General features: G+C 68.9%; 18 protein-coding genes. 9 read left to right on the top strand and 9 right to left on the bottom strand.

Features of this window, described 5'->3' with window-relative positions:
* Window positions 1-42: 42 nt before the first annotated feature.
* The 7 genes from gyrA to dnaA form a co-directional block, all read right to left on the bottom strand.
* Window positions 43-2,658, bottom strand: a complete 2,616-nt coding sequence (gene gyrA, locus OO54_RS03980) for a DNA gyrase subunit A (protein WP_033201460.1) — start codon at window positions 2,656-2,658, stop codon at window positions 43-45.
* A 41-nt stretch (window positions 2,659-2,699) separates the two neighbouring features.
* Complete coding sequence (gene gyrB, locus OO54_RS03975) at window positions 2,700-4,730, bottom strand: DNA topoisomerase (ATP-hydrolyzing) subunit B (protein ID WP_017240389.1); 2,031 nt, start codon at window positions 4,728-4,730, stop codon at window positions 2,700-2,702.
* Between the two features lie 477 nt (window positions 4,731-5,207).
* Window positions 5,208-5,780: a DciA family protein gene (locus tag OO54_RS03970; RefSeq protein ID WP_051786685.1), complete on the bottom strand. Its 573-nt coding sequence runs from the start codon at window positions 5,778-5,780 to the stop codon at window positions 5,208-5,210.
* A complete protein-coding gene (recF, locus tag OO54_RS03965; protein ID WP_033201458.1) occupies window positions 5,777-6,898 on the bottom strand; it encodes a DNA replication/repair protein RecF in 1,122 nt (373 codons plus the stop codon). The genes OO54_RS03970 and recF overlap by 4 nt, the downstream gene beginning before the upstream one ends.
* 59 nt (window positions 6,899-6,957) lie before the next feature.
* A complete protein-coding gene (gene gnd / locus OO54_RS03960; RefSeq protein WP_026058396.1) occupies window positions 6,958-7,836 on the bottom strand; it encodes a phosphogluconate dehydrogenase (NAD(+)-dependent, decarboxylating) in 879 nt (292 codons plus the stop codon).
* A gap of 110 nt (window positions 7,837-7,946) precedes the next feature.
* Window positions 7,947-9,077: a DNA polymerase III subunit beta gene (dnaN, locus tag OO54_RS03955; protein WP_015034855.1), complete on the bottom strand. Its 1,131-nt coding sequence runs from the start codon at window positions 9,075-9,077 to the stop codon at window positions 7,947-7,949.
* Between the two features lie 817 nt (window positions 9,078-9,894).
* Window positions 9,895-11,679 (bottom strand): chromosomal replication initiator protein DnaA, encoded by a 1,785-nt coding sequence (gene dnaA, locus OO54_RS03950; protein ID WP_078905033.1) that lies wholly within the window; start codon window positions 11,677-11,679, stop codon window positions 9,895-9,897.
* Between the two features lie 392 nt (window positions 11,680-12,071).
* On the opposite strand from dnaA, the gene rpmH reads away from it, so the two are divergent.
* The 9 genes from rpmH to OO54_RS03905 all read left to right on the top strand — a co-directional run bounded on the left by rpmH (window position 12,072) and on the right by OO54_RS03905 (window position 18,798).
* Window positions 12,072-12,209 (top strand): 50S ribosomal protein L34, encoded by a 138-nt coding sequence (gene rpmH, locus OO54_RS03945; protein WP_006381191.1) that lies wholly within the window; start codon window positions 12,072-12,074, stop codon window positions 12,207-12,209.
* 21 nt (window positions 12,210-12,230) lie between these two features.
* On the top strand, window positions 12,231-12,602 hold the full coding sequence (gene rnpA, locus OO54_RS43210) for a ribonuclease P protein component (protein WP_078905032.1): 372 nt from the start codon (window positions 12,231-12,233) through the stop codon (window positions 12,600-12,602).
* The gene (gene yidD, locus OO54_RS03935) at window positions 12,599-12,925 is read left to right on the top strand and encodes a membrane protein insertion efficiency factor YidD (protein WP_017240394.1); all 327 of its coding nucleotides are present in this window, start codon (window positions 12,599-12,601) and stop codon (window positions 12,923-12,925) included. Before rnpA ends, yidD begins: the two co-directional genes overlap by 4 nt.
* A 3-nt stretch (window positions 12,926-12,928) precedes the next feature.
* Entirely contained in the window at window positions 12,929-14,230 is a 1,302-nt protein-coding gene (gene yidC / locus OO54_RS03930; RefSeq protein WP_033201455.1) for a membrane protein insertase YidC, read from the top strand.
* A 29-nt stretch (window positions 14,231-14,259) separates the two neighbouring features.
* The gene (locus tag OO54_RS03925) at window positions 14,260-14,772 is read left to right on the top strand and encodes a Jag family protein (RefSeq protein WP_017240396.1); all 513 of its coding nucleotides are present in this window, start codon (window positions 14,260-14,262) and stop codon (window positions 14,770-14,772) included.
* Window positions 14,773-14,889: 117 nt separating this feature from the next.
* Window positions 14,890-15,606 carry a 16S rRNA (guanine(527)-N(7))-methyltransferase RsmG gene (rsmG, locus tag OO54_RS03920; protein ID WP_033201454.1) on the top strand — a complete coding sequence of 239 codons (717 nt, stop codon included), beginning with the start codon at window positions 14,890-14,892 and terminating at the stop codon, window positions 15,604-15,606.
* A 236-nt stretch (window positions 15,607-15,842) separates the two neighbouring features.
* Window positions 15,843-16,934 carry a ParA family protein gene (locus OO54_RS03915; RefSeq protein ID WP_078905031.1) on the top strand — a complete coding sequence of 364 codons (1,092 nt, stop codon included), beginning with the start codon at window positions 15,843-15,845 and terminating at the stop codon, window positions 16,932-16,934.
* Window positions 16,931-18,019, top strand: a complete 1,089-nt coding sequence (locus tag OO54_RS03910) for a ParB/RepB/Spo0J family partition protein (protein WP_033201453.1) — start codon at window positions 16,931-16,933, stop codon at window positions 18,017-18,019. The genes OO54_RS03915 and OO54_RS03910 overlap by 4 nt, the downstream gene beginning before the upstream one ends.
* Window positions 18,020-18,180: 161 nt before the next feature.
* Complete coding sequence (locus OO54_RS03905) at window positions 18,181-18,798, top strand: GNAT family N-acetyltransferase (RefSeq protein WP_033201452.1); 618 nt, start codon at window positions 18,181-18,183, stop codon at window positions 18,796-18,798.
* Between the two features lie 75 nt (window positions 18,799-18,873).
* Here OO54_RS03905 and trxA read toward each other — a convergent pair whose 3' ends face one another.
* Together trxA and trxB are read right to left on the bottom strand one after the other, a co-directional pair.
* Window positions 18,874-19,206 (bottom strand): thioredoxin, encoded by a 333-nt coding sequence (trxA, locus tag OO54_RS03900; protein ID WP_017240400.1) that lies wholly within the window; start codon window positions 19,204-19,206, stop codon window positions 18,874-18,876.
* A 45-nt stretch (window positions 19,207-19,251) separates the two neighbouring features.
* Window positions 19,252-20,217: a thioredoxin-disulfide reductase gene (gene trxB, locus OO54_RS03895; protein ID WP_033201451.1), complete on the bottom strand. Its 966-nt coding sequence runs from the start codon at window positions 20,215-20,217 to the stop codon at window positions 19,252-19,254.
* Window positions 20,218-20,272 lie beyond the last annotated feature (55 nt).

The following is a 20,272-nucleotide window of genomic DNA, read 5'->3' as shown; positions in this document are numbered from 1 at the left end:
CCGGCGGCCGCCGATCCGGCGCCCGTGGCTCCACTCACGCTCTTACTCCTCGTGCTCCCCGGCCGAGGGCTCCGTGCCCTCGACTGCCTCGGCTTCGACCACCGCTGCCTCGGTCGCCTCGACGGCGCCCTCGACCTCGTCCGCGGTGTCGACGAAATCGTCGTCGCCGCCGGCCTCGGCGTTCCGTGCGATGCCGACGACGGCATCGCGCTTGCCCAGGTTGATCAGCTGGACGCCCATGGTGTCACGGCCGGTCTCCCTGACTTCGTTGACTCGCGTACGAATCACACCGCCGGACAGCGTGATGGCGAGGATCTCATCGGTCCCCTCGACCACCAGCGCGCCCACGAGCGAGCCGCGGTCCTCCACGATCTTGGCGGCCTTGATACCGAGGCCGCCACGGCCCTGGACGCGGTACTCGTCGACGGGGGTGCGCTTCGCGTACCCGCCGTCGGTCGCGGTGAAGACGAAAGTACCGGGCCGGACGACATTCATCGAGAGCAGCTCGTCGTCCTCGCGGAAACTCATCCCCTTGACGCCCGACGTGGCACGCCCCATCGGACGCAGCGCGTCGTCCGTGGCGGTGAAGCGGATCGACTGCGCCTTCCTGCTGACCAGCAGCAGGTCGTCCTCGGCCGACACCAGCTCGGCGCCGATCAGCTCGTCGTCGCTGCCGTCCTCCCGCTCGCGCAGGTTGATGGCGATGACGCCGCCCGAGCGGGGCGAGTCGTAGTCCTTCAGCGCGGTCTTCTTCACCAGGCCGGCCTTGGTGGCGAGCACCAGGTACGGCGCGGCGTCGTAGTCGCGGATGGCCAGGATCTGGGCGATCTGCTCGTCCGGCTGGAAGGCGAGCAGGTTGGCCACGTGCTGGCCGCGGGCGTCCCGGCCGGCGTCCGGCAGCTCGTACGCCTTGGCCCGGTAGACCCGGCCCTTGTTCGTGAAGAAGAGCAGCCAGTGGTGGGTGGTGGAGACGAAGAAGTGGTCGACGATGTCGTCCTGCTTCAGCTTCGTGCCCCGCACGCCCTTGCCGCCGCGCTTCTGCGACCGGTAGTCCTCGGTCTTGGTGCGCTTCACGTAGCCACCGCGCGTGATGGTGACGACGATGTCCTCCTCGGCGATCAGGTCCTCGATGGACATGTCACCGTCGAAGGGCACGAGCTTGGAGCGGCGGTCGTCGCCGAACCGCTCGACGAGGGCGGCGAGCTCCTCGCTGACGATCGCGCGCTGGCGCTCCGGGGAGGCCAGGATCGCGTTGTACTCGTTGATCTTGGCCTGGAGCTCGTCGTGCTCGGCGAGGATCTTCTGGCGCTCCAGGGCGGCGAGCCGGCGGAGCTGCATCTCCAGGATCGCGTTGGCCTGGATCTCGTCGATCTGCAGCAGGTCCATCAGGCCGGCGCGCGCGACCTCGACCGTGTCGCTGCGCCGGATGAGCGCGATGACCTCGTCGATCGCGTCGAGGGCCTTGAGGAGGCCGCGCAGGATGTGGGCGCGCTCCTCGGCCTTGCGCAGCCGGAACTTCGTCCGGCGGACGATGACCTCGATCTGGTGCGTCACCCAATGGCGGATGAACGCGTCCAGCGAGAGGGTGCGCGGCACGCCGTCGACGAGCGCCAGCATGTTCGCGCCGAAGTTCGTCTGCAGGTCGGTGTGCTTGTACAGGTTGTTGAGGACGACCTTGGCGACGGCGTCGCGCTTGAGCACGATGACGAGGCGCTGGCCGGTGCGGGACGAGGTCTCGTCGCGGACGTCGGCGATGCCGCCGACCTTGCCGTCCTTCACCAGGTCGGCGATCTTCTGCGCGAGGTTGTCGGGGTTGGTCTGGTACGGCAGCTCCGTGACCACCAGGCACTGGCGGTTGTGGATCTCCTCGACCTCGACGACCGCGCGCATCGTGATCGAGCCCCGGCCGGTGCGGTACGCCTCCTCGATGCCCTTGCGGCCGACGACGAGCGCGCCGGTCGGGAAGTCCGGGCCCTTGATCCGCTCGATCAGCGCGTCGAGGAGCTCCTCGTGGCTGGCGTCGGGGTGTTCGAGCGCCCACTGCGCACCGGCCGCGACCTCGCGCAGGTTGTGCGGCGGGATGTTGGTGGCCATGCCGACGGCGATACCGGCGCTGCCGTTGATCAGCAGGTTCGGGAAGCGGGACGGCAGGACCGTCGGCTCCTGGTTGCGGCCGTCGTAGTTGTCCTGGAAGTCGACGGTCTCCTCGTCGATGTCCCGGAGCATCTCCATCGACAGCGTCATGAGCTTGCACTCTGTGTAACGCATGGCGGCGGCCGGGTCGTTGCCCGGGGAGCCGAAGTTGCCGTTGGAGTCGACGAGCGGCATGCGCATCGACCAGGGCTGGGCGAGGCGGACGAGCGCGTCGTAGATCGAGGAGTCGCCGTGCGGGTGGTACGTACCCATGACGTCGCCGACGACGCGGGCGCACTTGTAGAAGCCCTTCTCGGGCCGGTAGCCGCCGTCGTACATCGCGTACAGCACGCGCCGGTGGACGGGCTTGAGGCCGTCCCGTACGTCGGGCAGCGCGCGGGACACGATGACGGACATCGCGTAGTCGAGGTACGAGCGCTGCATCTCGGTCTCGAGCCCGACGGGCTCGATCCGCAGCACGGGCTCCTGCTCTTCGGTGGTGCCAGAAGTGTTTTCGTCGGCCATTGCTGGTCGTCAGTCCTTTCGTACGGTCAGCTGAGACCGACTCAGATGTCGAGGAAGCGAACGTCCTTGGCGTTGCGCTGGATGAACGAGCGCCGTGCCTCGACGTCCTCGCCCATCAGCACCGAGAACAGGTCGTCGGCCTGGGCCGCGTCGTCCAGGGTGACCTGGCCGAGAACGCGGTGCTCGACGTCCATGGTGGTGACGCGCAGCTCCTCGGCGTTCATCTCGCCGAGACCCTTGAAGCGCTGGATCGAGTCTTCCTTGATCCGCTTGCCGTTCTGCTTGCCCAGCTCGACGAGCGCGTCCCGCTCCCGGTCCGAGTACGCGTACTCGAAGTCGTCCCGGCCCCACTTGATCTTGTAGAGCGGCGGGCGAGAGAGGTAGACGTGACCGGCCTCGACCAGGGGCCGCATGAAGCGGAAGAGGAAGGTCAGCAGCAGGGTGTTGATGTGCTGGCCGTCGACGTCGGCGTCCGCCATCAGGATGATCTTGTGATAGCGGAGCTTCTCGATGTCGAAGTCCTCGTGCACACCGGTGCCGAAGGCGGAGATCAGCGCCTGGACCTCGGTGTTCTGCAGGATCTTGTCGACGCGGGCCTTCTCGACGTTCAGGATCTTGCCGCGGATCGGCAGGATGGCCTGGTACATCGGGTTGCGGCCGGACTTGGCCGAGCCGCCGGCGGAGTCACCCTCGACGATGAAGATCTCGCACTTGGAGGGGTCGTTCGACTGGCAGTCGGACAGCTTGCCCGGCAGGGACGCCGACTCCAGGAGGCCCTTGCGGCGGGTCAGGTCGCGCGCCTTGCGCGCGGCCACGCGCGCGGTGGCGGCCTGGATCGACTTGCGGACGATGTCCGCGGCCTCGTTCGGGTTGCGGTCCAGCCAGTCGTTGAGGTGCTCGTAGACCGCCTTCTGGACGAAGGTCTTGACCTCCGTGTTGCCCAGCTTGGTCTTGGTCTGGCCCTCGAACTGCGGCTCGCTCAGCTTGACCGAGATGATCGCCGTCAGACCCTCGCGGATGTCGTCGCCCGTGAGGTTGTCGTCCTTCTCGCGGAGCAGCTTCTTGTCGCGCGCGTACTTGTTGATCAGCGAGGTCAGCGCCGCCCGGAAGCCCTCCTCGTGCGTGCCGCCCTCGTGGGTGTGGATGATGTTGGCGAAGGAGTACACGCCCTCGCTGTAGCCGCTGTTCCACTGCATCGCGACTTCGAGGGACAGGCTCTTGTCCTTGTCCTCGGCCTCGAGGTCGATCACGGTGGGGTGGATCAGCTCGCCCTTGCGCGAGTTGAGGTACTTCACGAAGTCGACGATGCCGCCCTCGTAGTGGTACCTCACCGTGCGCGCGGCGGCCTCGGCGGTCGCCTCGGCGTCCGGGTCGTCGGCGCCGACGGTGGCCTTCGCGGACTCGCGCTCGTCGGTGAGCGTGATCGTGAGGCCCTTGTTGAGGAAGGCCATCTCCTGGAAGCGCCGCGAGAGCGTCTCGAAGGAGTACTCGGTCGTCTCGAAGATGTCCGGGTCGGCCCAGAAGGTCACCGACGTGCCGGTCTCGGCGGTCGCCTCGTGCTGGGCGAGCGGGGCCGTCGGGGCGCCCATCTTGTAGTCCTGCGTCCAGCGGTGGCCGTCCGTCTTGATCTCGACGGAGACCTTGGTGGACAGGGCGTTCACGACCGACACGCCGACACCGTGCAGACCGCCGGAGACGGCGTAGCCGCCGCCGCCGAACTTGCCGCCCGCGTGCAGCACGGTCAGCACGACCTCGACGGCCGGCTTGCCCTCGGAGGCCACGATGCCCACCGGGATGCCACGGCCGTTGTCGACGACGCGTACGGCGCCGTCGGGCAGGATCGTCACGTCGATGGTGTCGGCGTGGCCGGCCAGGGCTTCGTCGACCGAGTTGTCGACGACCTCCTGCACCATGTGGTGCAGACCGCGCTCACCGGTCGAGCCGATGTACATACCAGGGCGCTTGCGCACGGCATCCAGGCCCTCGAGTACCTGGATGTTGCTGGCGGTGTACTGGTTGTTCTCGTTGGGGTCGCCGGAATCGGCCACGAAGCGCCCTTTCTGGCACAGCACAGGCCGTTCTCCGGGCATACGGGAGCGGCTGCGTCGTTCGACATGTTCCGCAGGGTGGCGGGATTGTCTCCCAGTCTACCGGTAGCGCCGACACTCATGGGGGTTTGCCGGTACCTGAGTCCGCATGTGCCGCCCTGCGCGGGCGCGAGACGACTCCCCATATCCGGATAGGGGCTCCAGACGCCCCTGACGGCCACCCAGCGCTTCGAGCCGTAGCGCGCAGTGGGCAAGTCCCCCGCCGCGTCGTGGGCGACTCCGCCGCCACGTCGTGGGCATACGTTCCGCAAGGGCGGAACGGGTGGGCACGACGCCCCCGCGCAACGGCGCCCTTCCGCCGGGACCCGCGCCCCACGCGCCCCGAGAAGCCCACCCGGCACCCAAGCCGTACGCACCCCGAAAACGGCCGCCCGGCACCCTAGGGCCTGTCCGGCGGATCAGGGCATAGCCGCACGCGCCCACCCCTGGCCGCCCGGCGCCCTAGCCGTACGTGTCTCCGGGCCCGACGCTGCCAGGGGCCCTCAGCGGCCCGTACCCCCGCCGCGGCGCCCCCGGCCCGAGCACCTTGATCATCCGCACGGTCCCGTGCCCCAGGTCCTCGTTCAGCCGCGCCACCAGCGTCGGCGCCAGCAGCCGCAGCTGCGTCGCCCACGCCGTCGAGTCGCACTGCACGGTCAGCACCCGCGCGTCCGGCTCGTCGTCGAACTTCAGCGGTACGCAGTGCTTCGCCAGGTCCTCGCCGACGATCTGCGGCCAGCGCCCCATGACCCCGCCGACCGCCGCGGGCGTCTCCCAGCCGCGCTCGGTGATCAGCCGGTTGATGGCCGCGCCGAGTGCCATCGGGTCACGCCCGTCGGCCCGCGCGCCGGAGCGCAGTCCGCCCCCGCGCCGGGCCTGCTTCTTCTGCTGGGCGGCCGCGCCCCGCGCCTTCGCCTGCTCCTTGGCGGCGCGCAACGCGACCCGCGCGAGGTCGACGCCGGAGTGCTCGGGAACCTTCGGCGCCCCCGCGGCCTGCGCGGATGCGGCCGGGCTGTCCACAGGCTGTTCACTCATGCGCGTTCCACCGTCCCGCCGGCCACCCCGTAGCGCGTGCCCGCGAGGACTCCGGGCACGTCGTCGTCCACCGCGGCCGTCACGAGGACCTGCTCGCCGTGCGCGACCAGCTCCGCGAGCCGTTCGCGGCGCCGCGCGTCGAGTTCGGCGAAGACGTCGTCGAGGACGAGGACCGGTTCGTTGCCCTCGGACCGGAGGAGGTCGTAGGAGGCCAGCCGCAGCGCGAGCGCGTACGACCAGGACTCGCCGTGGCTCGCGTACCCCTTCGCGGGCAGGTCGCCGAGCTTGAGCAGCAGTTCGTCGCGGTGCGGTCCGACGAGCGTGACACCCCGCTCGATCTCCTGCTTGCGGACCTCGGCGAGGGCGGCGATCAGCTGCTCGTACAGCTCCTCGCGGGTGCGTCCGGTGCCCGGCGCGGACGGCCGGTACTCCAGCAGAATCGGTCCGCCGCCCGGCGCGAGCTGCTCGTACGCCTTGTCGGCGAGCGGCTGGAGCACGCCGATGAGGTCGAGCCGCTGGGCGAGCAGTTCGGCTCCCGCCCTGGCCAGGTGCTGGTCCCAGACGTCGAGGGTGGACAGGTCCATGCCGCGGCCGCCGTGCCGGCGGGCCATGGCGGCCGACTTGAGGAGCGTGTTGCGCTGCTTGAGCACGCGCTCGTAGTCGGAGCGCACGCCCGCCATCCGCGGCGTGCGCGCCGTGATCAGCTCGTCGAGGAAGCGCCGGCGCTCGCCGGGGTCGCCCTTGATCAGGGCGAGGTCCTCGGGTGCGAAGAGCACGGTCCGCACGATGCCCAGCACGTCACGGGGTCTGACCTGCGAGGACCTGTTGATCCTGGCGCGGTTGGCCCGGCCGGGGTTGAGTTCGAGCTCGATCAGCTGGGAGCGCTCGCCCTGGGTGACGGCGGCCCGGATGACCGCGCGCTCCGCCCCCATCCGGACGAGCGGGGCGTCGGACGCGACGCGATGGCTGCCGAGGGTGGCCAGATAGCCGACGGCCTCCACCAGGTTGGTCTTGCCCTGGCCGTTGGCGCCCACGAAAGCGGTGACGCCCGGGTCGAGCGGAACCTCGACCCGGGCGTACGAGCGGAAGTCGGCCAGCGAGAGATGCGTGACGTGCATGGTGGGCGCCGACCTTCTTCCCCCGGCGGCTGTGCACCGCGGGGTGCACAGCCTGTGGATTACTTCTTCGTCTCGACCGCGTGGCCACCGAACTGGTTGCGCAGCGCGGCGATCATCTTCATCTGCGGGGAGTCGTCCTGACGGGACGCGAACCGCGCGAACAGCGACGCGGTGATCGCCGGCAGCGGGACGGCGTTGTCGATGGCGGCCTCGACCGTCCACCGGCCCTCGCCGGAGTCCGACGCGTAGCCGCGCAGCTTGTCCAGGTGCTCGTCCTCGTCCAGCGCGTTCACCGCGAGGTCCAGCAGCCAGGAACGGATGACCGTGCCCTCCTGCCAGGAGCGGAAGACCTCGCGCACGTCGGTGACGGAGTCGACCTTCTCCAGGAGCTCCCAGCCCTCGGCGTAGGCCTGCATCATCGCGTACTCGATGCCGTTGTGGACCATCTTCGCGAAGTGGCCGGCGCCGACCTTGCCCGCGTGGACCGAGCCGAACTCGCCCTCGGGCTTGAGGGCGTCGAAGATCGGCTGGACCCGCGCCACGTCCTCGGCGGAGCCGCCGTACATCAGCGCGTAGCCGTTCTCCAGGCCCCAGACGCCACCGGAGACGCCGCAGTCGACGAACCCGATGCCCTTGGCGGCGAGCTCCTCCGCGTGCTTCTCGTCGTCCGTCCAGCGCGAGTTCCCGCCGTCCACGACGATGTCGCCGGGGGAGAGCAGGTCGGCCAGCTCGTCGATGGTGGACTGGGTCGCGGCACCCGCCGGGACCATGACCCACACGACGCGCGGACCCTTGAGCTTGCCCACAAGCTCTTCGAGGCTGTGGACATCGGCGAGGTCCGGGTTGCGGTCGTATCCGATGACGGTGTGGCCTGCGCGGCGGATGCGCTCGCGCATGTTGCCGCCCATCTTGCCGAGACCGACGAGACCGAGCTCCATCAGAGATTCCTTAAGCGTCGTGTGCGGTTTACCCGGGTCCGAGCCTACGCCCGGACCCGCGTGCACACCTGTGGGGTCAGCCGCTCAGGCGATGCCCCGAAGAACCGGCATCAACCGGACAGACGAACCGGCATGATCAGGTACTTGTAGGCCTCGTCCGCCTCGGCGTCGAGCGCGGGCTTGCCGCTCAGCAGGGCCGGCTTCGTGGAGGTCGTGAAGGAGAGCTGGGCGACCGGGGAATCGATGGCGCTCAGGCCGTCGAGCAGGAAGGTCGGGTTGAAGGCGATCGAGATGTCGTCGCCCTCCAGCTGCGCGTCCACACGCTCCACAGCCTGTGCGTCGTCGCTGGAGCCGGCCTCCAGGATCAGGACGCCCTGCTCGAAGCTCAGCCGGACCGGGGTGTTGCGCTCGGCCACCAGGGCCACACGCTTGACGGCCTCGACGAAGGGGGCGGTCTCGATCACCGCGACCGAGTTGAACTCGGTGGGGAAGAGCGTCCGGTACTTCGGCAGGTCGCCTTCGAGCAGACGGGTGGTGGTGCGGCGGCCCGCGCCCTCGAAGCCGATGAGGCCCTCGCCCTTGCCGGAGCCGGAGAGCGCCAGGGTGACGGTGTCGCCGCTGGTGAGCGCCTTGGCGGTGTCCAGGAGGGTCTTCGCGGGCACCAGGGCGACCGCGGAGGCGTCCGGGGACTCCGGCTTCCACAGGAACTCGCGGACCGCGAAGCGGTAGCGGTCGGTGGAGGCCAGAGTGACCGTGTCGCCCTCGATCTCGATGCGGACACCGGTGAGGACGGGCAGCGTGTCGTCACGGCCGGCGGCGATGGCCACCTGGGCGGCGGCGGAGGCGAAGACCTCACCGGGGACGGTGCCGGTCGCGGTGGGCATCTCCGGGAGCGCCGGGTACTCCTCCACAGGCAGGGTGTGGAGGGTGAAGCGGGAGGAGCCGCAGACGACGGTCGCCCGTACACCGTCTGTGGAGATCTCCACCGGACGGTTGGGGAGGGCGCGGCAGATGTCGGCGAGCAGTCGGCCGGAGACGAGGACGGTGCCGTCCTCCTCGACCTCCGCCTCGACGGAGACCCGGGCCGAGACCTCGTAGTCGAAGCTCGAGAAGCTCAGCGCGCCGTCCTCGGCCTTCAGCAGAAGGCCCGCGAGGACGGGAGCCGGCGGACGGGCGGGGAGGCTGCGGGCCACCCAGGCCACCGCCTCGGCAAGTACGTCGCGCTCCACCCGGATCTTCACCGGAACCGCCTCCTGCTTGTTGCTGGCTCTTCGTCGACTGCGGGAACCAGTCTGACGTACGCCGCCGACACTCGGTGCTGCTCGGGGTCAAGTCGAGACGAGAGCGCGTCGGAGCTCCGGCGCCGAGTTGTGCACAGGCCCCACTTCGAAGCGGATTCCTAGCTAACTCTAAGTGGGAGTAGTAGTAGGGCCTGTGGAAACGGTGGATAACGTCGTTTTCGCAGGTCAAGCGCAGTTTTTTGTCCACCGACCCTGTGGGCGGTACCCGTGGAAAACCAGGGGTCTCTGTGGACATAGGAAAGTTCTGCACACCCCATGCACAGGCCATGGGGAGTTCTCCCCAGCGCTGTCCCCAGCTTTCCCCACGTTCCCCACAGCCCAAACGTCTCCCTTGGTGTGACCGCTTTCACTCGGTCAGGTGAGCAGGGCTGTTTTGTTGCCGAACAGTGGACAGCGGTGTGGAGAAGCTGTGGGCAACCGGCTTCCCCCTGTGGGCAGGCAGTGGACAACCTTCGGGACTCCCTGTGGACAAAAGATTCATCCACAGGCTGTGGAGATCGGTTGCCAACAATTCCACAGGGGGCTGACCTGGCGTGATGGTCTGTCAACAGCCCGGCCTGTGGACACGATCCGGATAACTCAACAGTCCCCACCCTGTGGACGGGAGATCATCCCCCAATCTGTGGAGAACCTGCCACAGGAACGGAGCAATCGAACGCCGGGCGCTCGCCCCCGCCGCGCAACCCGTCCCCCGGAACGCCGAAGGGCGCCCCGGGAGGTGTCCCGGAGCGCCCTCGGAGGCCGCGGCGGCCCTGTGTCAGCCGTTCTTGATGCGGTTGGTGAGCTCGGTGACCTGGTTGTAGATCGAGCGCCGCTCCGCCATCAGAGCGCGGATCTTGCGGTCCGCGTGCATCACCGTCGTGTGGTCGCGGCCGCCGAACTGCGCGCCGATCTTCGGCAGCGACAGGTCCGTGAGCTCACGGCACAGGTACATGGCGATCTGCCGGGCCGTCACCAGGACGCGGCTGCGCGAGGATCCGCAGAGGTCCTCCACCGTCAGACCGAAGTAGTCGGCCGTCGCCGCCATGATGGCGGGCGCGGTGATCTCCGGCGAACTGTCCTCGCCACCGGGGATCAGGTCCTTCAGCACGATCTCGGTGAGCCCCAGGTCCACCGGCTGCCGGTTGAGGCTCGCGAAGGCCGTCACCCGGATCAGCGCGCCCTCCAGCTCACGGATGTTCCGCGAGATCCGCGACGCGATGAACTCCAGTACCTCCGGCGGAGCGTTGAGCTGCTCCTGCACCGCCTTCTTGCGGAGGATCGCGATGCGCGTCTCCAGCTCCGGCGGCTGCACATCGGTGGTGAGACCCCACTCGAAGCGGTTGCGCAGCCGGTCCTCCAGGGTCACCAGCTGCTTGGGCGGCCGGTCCGAGGAGAGCACGATCTGCTTGTTCGCGTTGTGGAGCGTGTTGAAGGTGTGGAAGAACTCCTCCTGCGTCGACTCCTTGCTCGCCAGGAACTGGATGTCGTCGACGAGCAGGATGTCCACGTCGCGGTAGCGCTTGCGGAACGCGTCGCCCTTGCCGTCGCGGATCGAGTTGATGAACTCGTTGGTGAACTCCTCGGAGCTCACGTACCGCACGCGCGTGCCCGGGTAGAGGCTCCGCGCGTAGTGTCCGATCGCGTGCAGCAGGTGGGTCTTGCCGAGGCCCGACTCGCCGTAGATGAAGAGCGGGTTGTACGCCTTGGCCGGCGCCTCGGCCACCGCGACGGCGGCCGCGTGCGCGAACCGGTTCGAGGAACCGATGACGAAGGTGTCGAAGAGGTACTTGGGGTTCAGCCGCGCGTGCTGCTCACCGGGCGCCCCTGCCCCACCGCCCTGCCCGGACGCCGACGTGCCGGGACCGCCCGGGCCGCCCACGGGACCGGGCGCAGGACCGCCGCCCGGCCGGGGACCGGGACGGGCGCCGTGGCCCGGCGGGTCGGGCAGCTCGGCGCGCTCGGGCCGCTGCTGCTCGTAACCCCGGGTCGGCTCGTCGTAGCGGGGCTGCCGCGACTGGTCGGGGCCGGTGTACGGGGCGCGCTCCTGGTAGCCGCCGAGCCGGGGCTGCTGCCAGGAGAGGTCCTCCTGGGTGCGCGGCCAGGCACCGGGGTCGGGGCGCTGCTGTCCGTAGCCGGGATAGGCCGGGCGCGCGGTGGGCAGCCCGTCGTCGGGCATCGGCCGGTGGCCGTAGCCGTCGTACTTCTCGTACGGCTCGGGCTGCGTGCGCTCGTCGTAGCGGGGCGGCTGCTGCGCCGCGGGCGCGGGTGCGGGCGAGGTCGGCTCGCCGACGGAGTCGTCGACGGTGATCGCGATGCGGATCGGCCGGCCGCACTCGCGGCTGAGCGTCTCGCTGATCAGCGGGGCGAGCCGGCCCTCGAGGACGCGCTTGCCCCACTCGTTCGGCACCGCGAGGAGCGCCGTGTCCGCGACCAGGGCGAGCGGCTGGCAGCGCTCGATCCACTGCTTGTCCTTGGACTCGATGCCCTGCTGGCCGTCGGCGAGAAGATGCTCGAGGACCCGTGGCCACACTGCGGCAAGATCGGCAGGTACGTCAGCCACAGGGCACGCTTTCTCGCAGGTCCCACGACGGTTCTCGGGGACAGTGGGTCGAAGTCCGTGAGGACGTGTCCGTTGAGGACAGGTGGGACAGAACGGCAAAAGATTGCGGAGACCGTCCACGGTAGTCGGGCCGCCTGACGTGGTTCAAGTTGTTGTCCACAGCCTGTGCACAATGGGGGGTGGCGACAGGTCGGTTTGACCGGATGGCGTAGCCGCGCGTACCGTAACCAGGTCGAGTTGTCGATGGCTGCTGCCGCCTGCCTCCGATGGGCAAAGATCACGGTCAGTGATCGTGAAGCGGTGCACTCGGGCGTATTGCGAGCTACTCGTGGGCGCACGGTGACAGCCAGGCGATGTCCCGCCACCACCCGAATCATTTCTGGAGCCCCCGAGTGAGCAAGCGCACCTTCCAGCCGAACAACCGTCGTCGCGCGAAGACCCACGGCTTCCGCCTGCGCATGCGTACCCGTGCCGGCCGCGCCATCCTGGCGAACCGCCGTGGCAAGGGTCGCGCGAGCCTGTCCGCCTGATCCACTTAAACAGGTCATGACGTGCTGCCTACCGAGAATCGGCTGAGGCGGCGCGAGGACTTCGCAACCGCGGTACGCCGAGGTCGCCGGGCCGGTCGCCCGCTCCTCGTCGTCCACCTACGCAGCGGTGCAACGGACCCGCACGCGCCTGGGGAGAGCGCTCCCCCGTCGCGTGCGGGTTTCGTCGTGAGCAAGGCCGTGGGCGTCGCCGTCGTACGCAACAAGGTGAAGCGTCGTCTTCGTCACCTCGTTCGCGATCGGCTCGCCGAGCTGCCCCCCGGTAGCCTGGTGGTCGTACGGGCGTTGCCCGGAGCCGGCGACGCCGACCACGCACAGCTGGCCCGAGACCTGGACGCCGCTCTCCAGCGGCTGCTGGGAGGGGGCGCGCGATGAAGTACCCGCTGCTGGCTCTCATCAAGCTGTACCAGTGGACGATCAGCCCGCTTCTCGGGCCCGTCTGCCGGTACTACCCGTCGTGTTCCCACTACGGATTCACGGCCATCGACCGGCATGGCGCGATCAAAGGCACGGCCCTGACCGCCTGGCGCATTCTGCGGTGCAACCCGTGGTCGCCCGGCGGTGTGGACCATGTACCCCCGCGTAAGCGCCCCCGCTGGCACGAAATGCTGAGGAACGCGTTGCGCGGCGACCAGGGCGGGTCCACCGCCGAGACGAGCCCGGCCGCAGAGACCTCGCCCAATGCTCAAGGAGCCTGATTAGTGGACACGATTGCCAGTCTGTTCAGCTTCATCACCTGGCCCGTTTCCTGGGTCATCGTCCAGTTCCACAAGGTGTACGGGGCGATCTTCGGCCCCGACACGGGCTGGGCCTGGGGCCTGTCCATCGTGTCCCTCGTGGTGCTGATCCGTATCTGTCTGATCCCGCTCTTCGTGAAGCAGATCAAGTCGACGCGGAACATGCAGGCGCTCCAGCCGAAGATGAAGGCCATCCAGGAGCGCTACAAGAGCGACAAGCAGCGTCAGTCCGAAGAGATGATGAAGCTGTACAAGGAGACGGGTACCAACCCGCTCTCCTCGTGCCTTCCCATCCTGGCGCAGTCGCCGTTCTTCTTCGCCCTGTACCACGTGCTGTCCAGCATCGCCTCCGGCAAGGAGATCGGTGTTCTCAACCAGCAGCTGGTCGACAGTGCCCGTCAGGCGCACATCTTCGGTGCACCCATCGCCTCGAAGTTCATGGACTCCCCCGAGGCCGTCGCGGCCCTCGGCGCCTCGCTGACCGATGTCCGCATCGTCACCGCGATCATGATCGTCCTGATGTCGGCCTCGCAGTTCTTCACCCAGCGCCAGCTGATGATGAAGAACGTCGACCTCACGGTGAAGACGCCGTACATGCAGCAGCAGAAGATGCTCATGTACATCTTCCCGGTGATCTTCGCCGTCATGGGCATCAACTTCCCCGTCGGTGTCCTCGTCTACTGGCTGACCACCAACGTGTGGACCATGGGCCAGCAGATGTACGTGATCAACCAGAACCCGACCCCGGGCAGCAAGGCGCAGGACTCCTACCTCCAGCGCCTGCTGAAGAGCATCACGCACCACGGCGAGGTCCGCGGCCGCCGCCGGAAGGCCATCGTCAAGGTGATCGTCGCCAAGGGCAGCGACCGCAACGAGAACGAGCGCCGCTTCTTCGTGGGCCTCTCCAAGGCCGGCTTCGCGGCCCAGGCCGACGGCACCGTGATCAAGGGCGACACGATCGTGGCCGAGGCCGAGGGTGCTGCGGCGACCAAGCGTCAGCAGCCCAAGCGTCAGACCAAGGCCCAGCGCCAGGCCGCCGCCCCGCAGGGCGTGGCCAAGGACGTCGAGGAAATCTCCGAGCCGGCCGCCGAAACGGCGACCACCTCGCTCGAGAAGAAGCCTCAGGATCAGGCCGTGGCCAAGGACGAGGCACAGGGTGACAAGCCCGCACGTCCGAGCCGTGCCAACTCCGGAGGCTCCCGTCAGGGCAAGTCCGGTCAGCGCAAGGGCCAGCAGCGGCCCAAGCACCCGTCGTCCAAGAAGTAAGCCTCCACGAAGCAAGAAGGAGTCCATCCGTGACGGAAGGCACCACCTCCGCCGCCGCCGAGGGTGGCGACACCCTGACCCGCCTGGAGCAGGAGGGTGAGATCGCGGCCGACTACCTCGAAGGCCTGCTCGACATCGCCGACCTGGACGGCGACATCGACATGGACGTCGAGGCGGACCGGGCCGCGGTCTCGATCATCAGCGACTCCAGCAGCCGTGAGCTGCAGAAGCTCGTGGGTCGCGACGGTGAGGTTCTGGAGGCTCTGCAGGAGCTGACGCGCCTGGCCGTGCACCGGGAGACCGGTGACCGCAGCCGACTGATGCTCGACATCGCCGGCTTCCGGGCCAAGAAGCGCTCCGAGCTCGCCGAGCTGGGCGCCAAGGCGGCGGCCGAGGTGAAGTCCACGGGCGAGCCGGTCAAGCTGGACCCGATGACGCCGTTCGAGCGTAAGGTCGTGCACGACGCGATCGCCGCCGCCGGTCTGCGCAGCGAGTCCGAGGGCGAGGAGCCGCAGCGCTTCGTCGTCGTCCTCCCTGCCTGACGCCCCACGTAGTGTCGGCCCCGTCTGTTCGCAGGCGGGGCCGATCTTTGTCAGCCTGATAGTCAGCCATCACAGTGCGCTCGCACGTGAAGCGTGCGGTACGGAAGGACGGTTCCCGTGACGGAGGCAGCGGAGCTCCCCGAGGCGCCGGAGCAGGCGCGGACAGTCTTCGGTGAGTACTTCCCGGAGGCCGTGCGGTACGCCGAGCTCCTCGCGGACGCGGGTGTGAAGCGCGGTCTGATCGGCCCGCGTGAGGTCCCGCGACTCTGGGAACGCCACCTGCTGAACTGTGCCGTCCTCGCGGAGGCTGTTCCCGAGGGCGTCACCGTCTGCGACGTGGGCTCGGGTGCGGGCCTCCCCGGCATCCCCCTGGCCCTGGTCCGGCGTGATCTGAAGATCACGCTCCTGGAGCCGCTCCTGCGCCGGACGAACTTCCTCCAGGAGGTCGTCGAGCTGCTCGGCCTCGACCACGTGACCGTGGTCCGTGGCCGCGCCGAGGAGATGCTCGGCAAGATCACCCCCGTGCACGTGGTGACCGCCCGTGCGGTGGCTCCCCTCGACCGGCTGGCGGGCTGGGGCGTTCCCCTGCTGCGGCCGTACGGCGAGATGCTGGCGCTCAAGGGCGACACCGCCGAGGAGGAGATCGTCGGTGCCCGCGCCGCGCTCTCCCGGCTCGGTGTGGTGGAGACCTCGGTGCTCCACGTCGGCGAGGGGGTCGTCGATCCCATGACCACCGTCGTCCGGGTGGAGGTCGGTGAGAGCCCGGGCGGTGTGCGCTTCGCGGCCAAGCGAGCCAAGGCGGCCCGTACGAGCAAGACCCGCCGGCGCCGCTGAGCGTCGCATACGCACCATTTCGGAGTGTCGAGCGGCCCTGGCCGGGCAGCAGGGGCATGGTGTTTCACGTGAAACGTCGCTCACTGCTGCAGGGGATCATCAGCCGCGGCCGCGCGGCTGCCACGCCCCGGGACCGCGGCCCCCGCGTGAAGCCACTCGCGAGGGTTACGGAGTTGTCCACAGAGGTGGATTCGCCCACAGAACCACCGACCTCGCTGGTTCACGACCCCGAAAGCATGGCAGGCTCTGCTCATCGCGAGCCTGAAGCCGAGGAGAGTGAATCCTTGCGGTCCGACGCCAACATCGCGGGACCGATGACCGATCCGGTCCCCGGTCCCCGAACCGAATCGGTGGGGGAGGATGTTTCACGTGAAACACCGCCCCCGATGGACGACACCCCCATTGGTCGTGCTGCTCAACTGGCAGTAGAAGCCCTGGGTCGTGCCGGTGAGGGTCTTCCCCGACCGGCCCAGACTCGCGTGATGGTGGTCGCCAACCAGAAGGGCGGCGTGGGCAAGACGACCACGACGGTCAACCTTGCCGCGTCCCTCGCCCTGCACGGGGCCCGGGTCCTGGTCATCGACCTGGACCCGCAGGGCAACGCGTCCACGGCTCTGGGTATCGACCACCACGCCGAGGTCCCCTCGATCTACGACGTTCTGGTGGACAGCAGGCCGCTCTCCGAAGTGGTGCAGCCCGTCCTGGAAGTCGAAGGCCTCTTCTGCGCCCCGGCCACCATCGATCTCGCCGGTGCGGAGATCGAGCTCGTGTCGCTGGTGGCCCGTGAGAGCCGCCTGCAGCGGGCGATCCAGGCCTACGAGCAGCCGCTCGACTACATCCTGATCGACTGCCCGCCCTCGCTCGGTCTGCTCACGGTCAACGCCATGGTGGCGGGCGCCGAGGTGCTGATCCCGATTCAGTGCGAGTACTACGCGCTGGAGGGGCTCGGCCAGCTCCTGCGGAACGTCGACCTGGTTCGGGGACACCTGAACCCGGGACTGCACGTCTCGACGATCCTGCTCACCATGTACGACGGCAGGACGAGGCTCGCCTCCCAGGTCGCCGAAGAGGTGCGCACCCACTTCAGCGAGGAGGTGCTGCGGACCAGCATTCCGAGGTCCGTCCGCATCTCCGAGGCGCCGAGCTACGGCCAGACGGTCCTCACCTACGATCCGGGTTCCAGCGGGGCCCTGTCGTATCTCGAAGCGGCCCGTGAGATCGCTCTGCGGGGGGCCACCGTGTACTACGACCCCCAGCACGCCCACGGAGGGCACGCCCAGGTCGGGCACCAGAACAACCAGCGCAGCATGTCGGAGGGGATCCAGTGAGTGAGCGACGTAGGGGATTGGGGCGTGGGCTCGGTTCGCTGATCCCTACCGCTCCCCAAGAACGACAGGCGCCGGCGGTCGGCGTCGGGGCGGGTGTTCCCTCCCCGGGCGCGGCCCCCGTCCTGACCACGGAGCGCGGTGTCGCCGCCGCCAAGCTGGCGAGGCTCCCCCAGAGCCCCCAGTCCCCGGACTCGACGACCTCGTGGAACGAGCCCGAGGCGGCGGCTGTCCCGGCGTCTCCGGCCGGCGCGCACTTCGCGGAGCTGCCGCTCGACGCCATCACGCCCAACCCGCGTCAGCCGCGTGAGGTCTTCGACGAGGACGCCCTGGCCGAGCTGGTCGCTTCCATCAAGGAGGTCGGCCTTCTCCAGCCCGTGGTCGTGCGCCAGGTGGGCGCCGAGCGCTACGAGCTCATCATGGGTGAGCGGCGCTGGCGAGCCTGCCGTGAGTCCGGCCTGGAGCGGATCCCGGCCATCGTGCGGCATACCGACGACGAGAAGCTGCTCCTGGACGCCCTCCTGGAGAACCTCCACCGGGCTCAGCTGAACCCGCTGGAAGAGGCGGCGGCCTACGACCAGCTGCTCAAGGACTTCAACTGCACCCATGACCAGCTGGCCGACCGGATCGGACGTTCGCGCCCGCAGGTCTCCAACACGCTCAGGCTGCTGCGCCTCTCTCCGCCGGTCCAGAGCCGGGTCGCCGCCGGGGTGATCTCCGCCGGTCACGCGCGCGCTCTGCTGGGTATCGAGGACCCGGAGGCCCAGGACAAGCTGGCGTACCGCATCGTCTCCGAGGGGCTCTCGGTGCGCTCGGTCGAAGAGATCGTCACGCTGATGGGCTCGGAGCCCGGGGCGCCGGTCAAGTCCAAGGGTCCCCGTGCGGGGACCCGGGTGTCGCCCGCGCTCACGGATCTCGCCTCCCGGCTCTCGGACCGCTTCGAGACCCGGGTGAAGGTCGACCTGGGGCAGAAGAAGGGCAAGATCGTCGTCGAGTTCGCCTCGATGGACGACCTCGACCGGATCCTCTCGACCCTGGCTCCCGGAGAGGGACGGGTCCTGGACCACAAGAGCGGCGAGCAGGACTGACGCCTCGCGTTCCACCGAGTCCGCTCAGGGCGGGTCTCGCTCCGGTCTTCACCGGAACGGGGCCCGCCCTTTGCCTGTGAGCGGTATCGCCCCGATCGCCCGATCGATACGATTCCAAGAGGCGTATCCGTACTCGATGGCGAGGGAATCGAGGAGAAGCCGTGGGGCGTCGGCTCGTACCGCTCACGCTGGACAACCTTCCGGATCTTCCCAAGCGGTGTCGCTCCTGTGCCTTCTGGGAGCTGGACCCGGTCAGCGGGGAGGCCGCGGTCGAGGCGGGGCGCCCGGAGCTGGAGAAGGAAGCCTGGATCTCGGCGGTTCTGCTGGAGTGGGGATCCTGCGGGCGCGTGGTCTATGTGGACGAGGTGCCGGTCGGCTATGTGCTCTACGCTCCCCCGGCCTACGTGCCGCGGTCCATGGCCTTTCCGACGAGCCCCGTGGCGGCGGACGCCGTCCAGCTGATGACGGCGTGGATCATGCCTGGCTATCAGGGGCAGGGTCTGGGGCGCGTGATGGTGCAGACCGTGGCCAAGGACGTGATCCGGCGGGGCTTCAAGGCGATCGAGGCATTCGGGGACGCCCGCTGGAAGGAGCCGGCCTGTGTGCTGCCCGCCGACCATCTGCTCGCGGTGGGCTTCAAGACCGTCCGTCCGCACCACGCCTTCCCCCGGCTGCGGCTGGAGCTCAGGACGACGCTCTCGTGGAAGGAGGACGTCGAGATGGCACTGGACCGGCTGCTCGGTGCGGTGCAGAAGGAGCCCGCACTACGGCCCCTCTGAGCCCCGGGAAACGAAGAGGCCCGCCCCCTCGTGGGGACGGGCCTTCGCTGTTTCACGTGAAACAGCGGATGAGCATCAGGCCTTGGCGGGCTCGATGAAGTCCTCCAGGTCGCGCAGGATCGCGGCCTTCGGCTTGGCGCCGACGATGGTCTTCACGACCTCGCCACCCTGGTAGACGTTCAGCGTCGGGATGGACATGACGCCGTACTTGGCAGCCGTGGCCGGGTTCTCGTCGATGTTCAGCTTCACGATCTCGATCTCGCCGTGCTCGGCGGCGATGCTCTCGAGCGACGGGGCGATCTGGCGGCACGGTCCGCACCAGGCGGCCCAGAAGTCGACCAGGACGGGCTTGTCGCTGTTGAGGACATCCTCTTCGAAGGAAGCGTCGGTCACAGTCTTGAGGGCCACAGCGGCCTCCTTGATCTCGCGGGGTGTGGGTGGGGAGAGGGTGGATCAGACCGCGGGGGTCTCGGCCAGCTTCTCGCTGTCGGCGAGAGCAGACAGGAAACGCTCGGCGTCGAGGGCGGCGGAGCAGCCGGTGCCGGCCGCCGTGATGGCCTGGCGGTAGGTGTGGTCGACGACGTCGCCGGCGCCGAAGACACCCGTGAGGTTGGTGCGCGTCGACGGGGCGTCCACCTTGAGGTAGCCCTCGTCGTCCAGCTCCAGCTGGCCCTTGAAGAGCTCGGTCCGCGGGTCGTGGCCCACGGCGATGAAGAGGCCGGTGGCGGGCAGCTCGCGGGTGGCGCCGGTCTTCGTGTCGCGCAGGGTCAGGCCGGTGAGCTTCTGCTCGCCGTGGATCTCGGTGACCTCGCTGTCCCAGGCGAAGGAGATCTTCGGGTCGGCGAAGGCGCGCTCCTGCATGGCCTTCGAGGCACGCAGGGTGTCCCGGCGGTGGACGATCGTGACCGACTTGGCGAAGCGCGAGAGGAAGGTGGCCTCCTCGATCGCGGTGTCGCCGCCGCCGACGACGGCGATGTCGTGGTCCTTGAAGAAGAACCCGTCGCAGGTGGCGCACCAGGAGACGCCTCGGCCGGAGAGCGCGTCCTCGTTGGGGAGGCCGAGCTTGCGGTGCTGGGAGCCGGTCGTGACGATGACGGCCTTGGCGCGGTGCACGGTGCCGGCGGTGTCGGTGACGGTCTTGATCTCACCGGTCAGGTCCACGGCGACGACGTCGTCCGGGACGAGCTCCGCACCGAAGCGCTCCGCCTGGGCCCGCATGTTGTCCATGAGGTCCGGGCCCATGATGCCGTCGCGGAAGCCGGGGAAGTTCTCGACCTCGGTCGTGTTCATCAGGGCGCCACCGGCGGTGACGGCACCCTCGAAGACCAGGGGCTTCAGCGACGCTCGGGCCGTGTAGAGCGCCGCGGTGTAACCCGCGGGCCCGGAGCCGATAATGATCACGTTACGGACGTCGCTCACGGGTTTCTTCCTCGTCTCTGCAGACTGCCACTGCCTACGGGGGCGGTTGTCTCGG

Origin of the sequence: Streptomyces wedmorensis, assembly GCF_000716445.1 — a bacterium.
Classification (GTDB): domain Bacteria; phylum Actinomycetota; class Actinomycetes; order Streptomycetales; family Streptomycetaceae; genus Streptomyces; species Streptomyces wedmorensis.
The sequence above is the reverse complement of the archived record's forward strand: the minus strand, read 5'-3'. Positions and strand labels throughout refer to the sequence as shown.

Excerpts from the sequence above, each read along its gene's own strand:
- OO54_RS03915 (WP_078905031.1), top strand. The coding sequence starts at position 15,843 with ATGGCAGGCTCTGCTCATCGCGAGCCTGAAGCCGAGGAGAGTGAATCC.
- recF (WP_033201458.1), bottom strand. The coding sequence starts at position 6,898 with ATGCACGTCACGCATCTCTCGCTGGCCGACTTCCGCTCGTACGCCCGG.
- OO54_RS03970 (WP_051786685.1), bottom strand. The coding sequence starts at position 5,780 with ATGAGTGAACAGCCTGTGGACAGCCCGGCCGCATCCGCGCAGGCCGCG.
- gyrA (WP_033201460.1), bottom strand. The coding sequence starts at position 2,658 with ATGGCCGACGAAAACACTTCTGGCACCACCGAAGAGCAGGAGCCCGTG.
- yidD (WP_017240394.1), top strand. The coding sequence starts at position 12,599 with ATGAAGTACCCGCTGCTGGCTCTCATCAAGCTGTACCAGTGGACGATC.
- gnd (WP_026058396.1), bottom strand. The coding sequence starts at position 7,836 with ATGGAGCTCGGTCTCGTCGGTCTCGGCAAGATGGGCGGCAACATGCGC.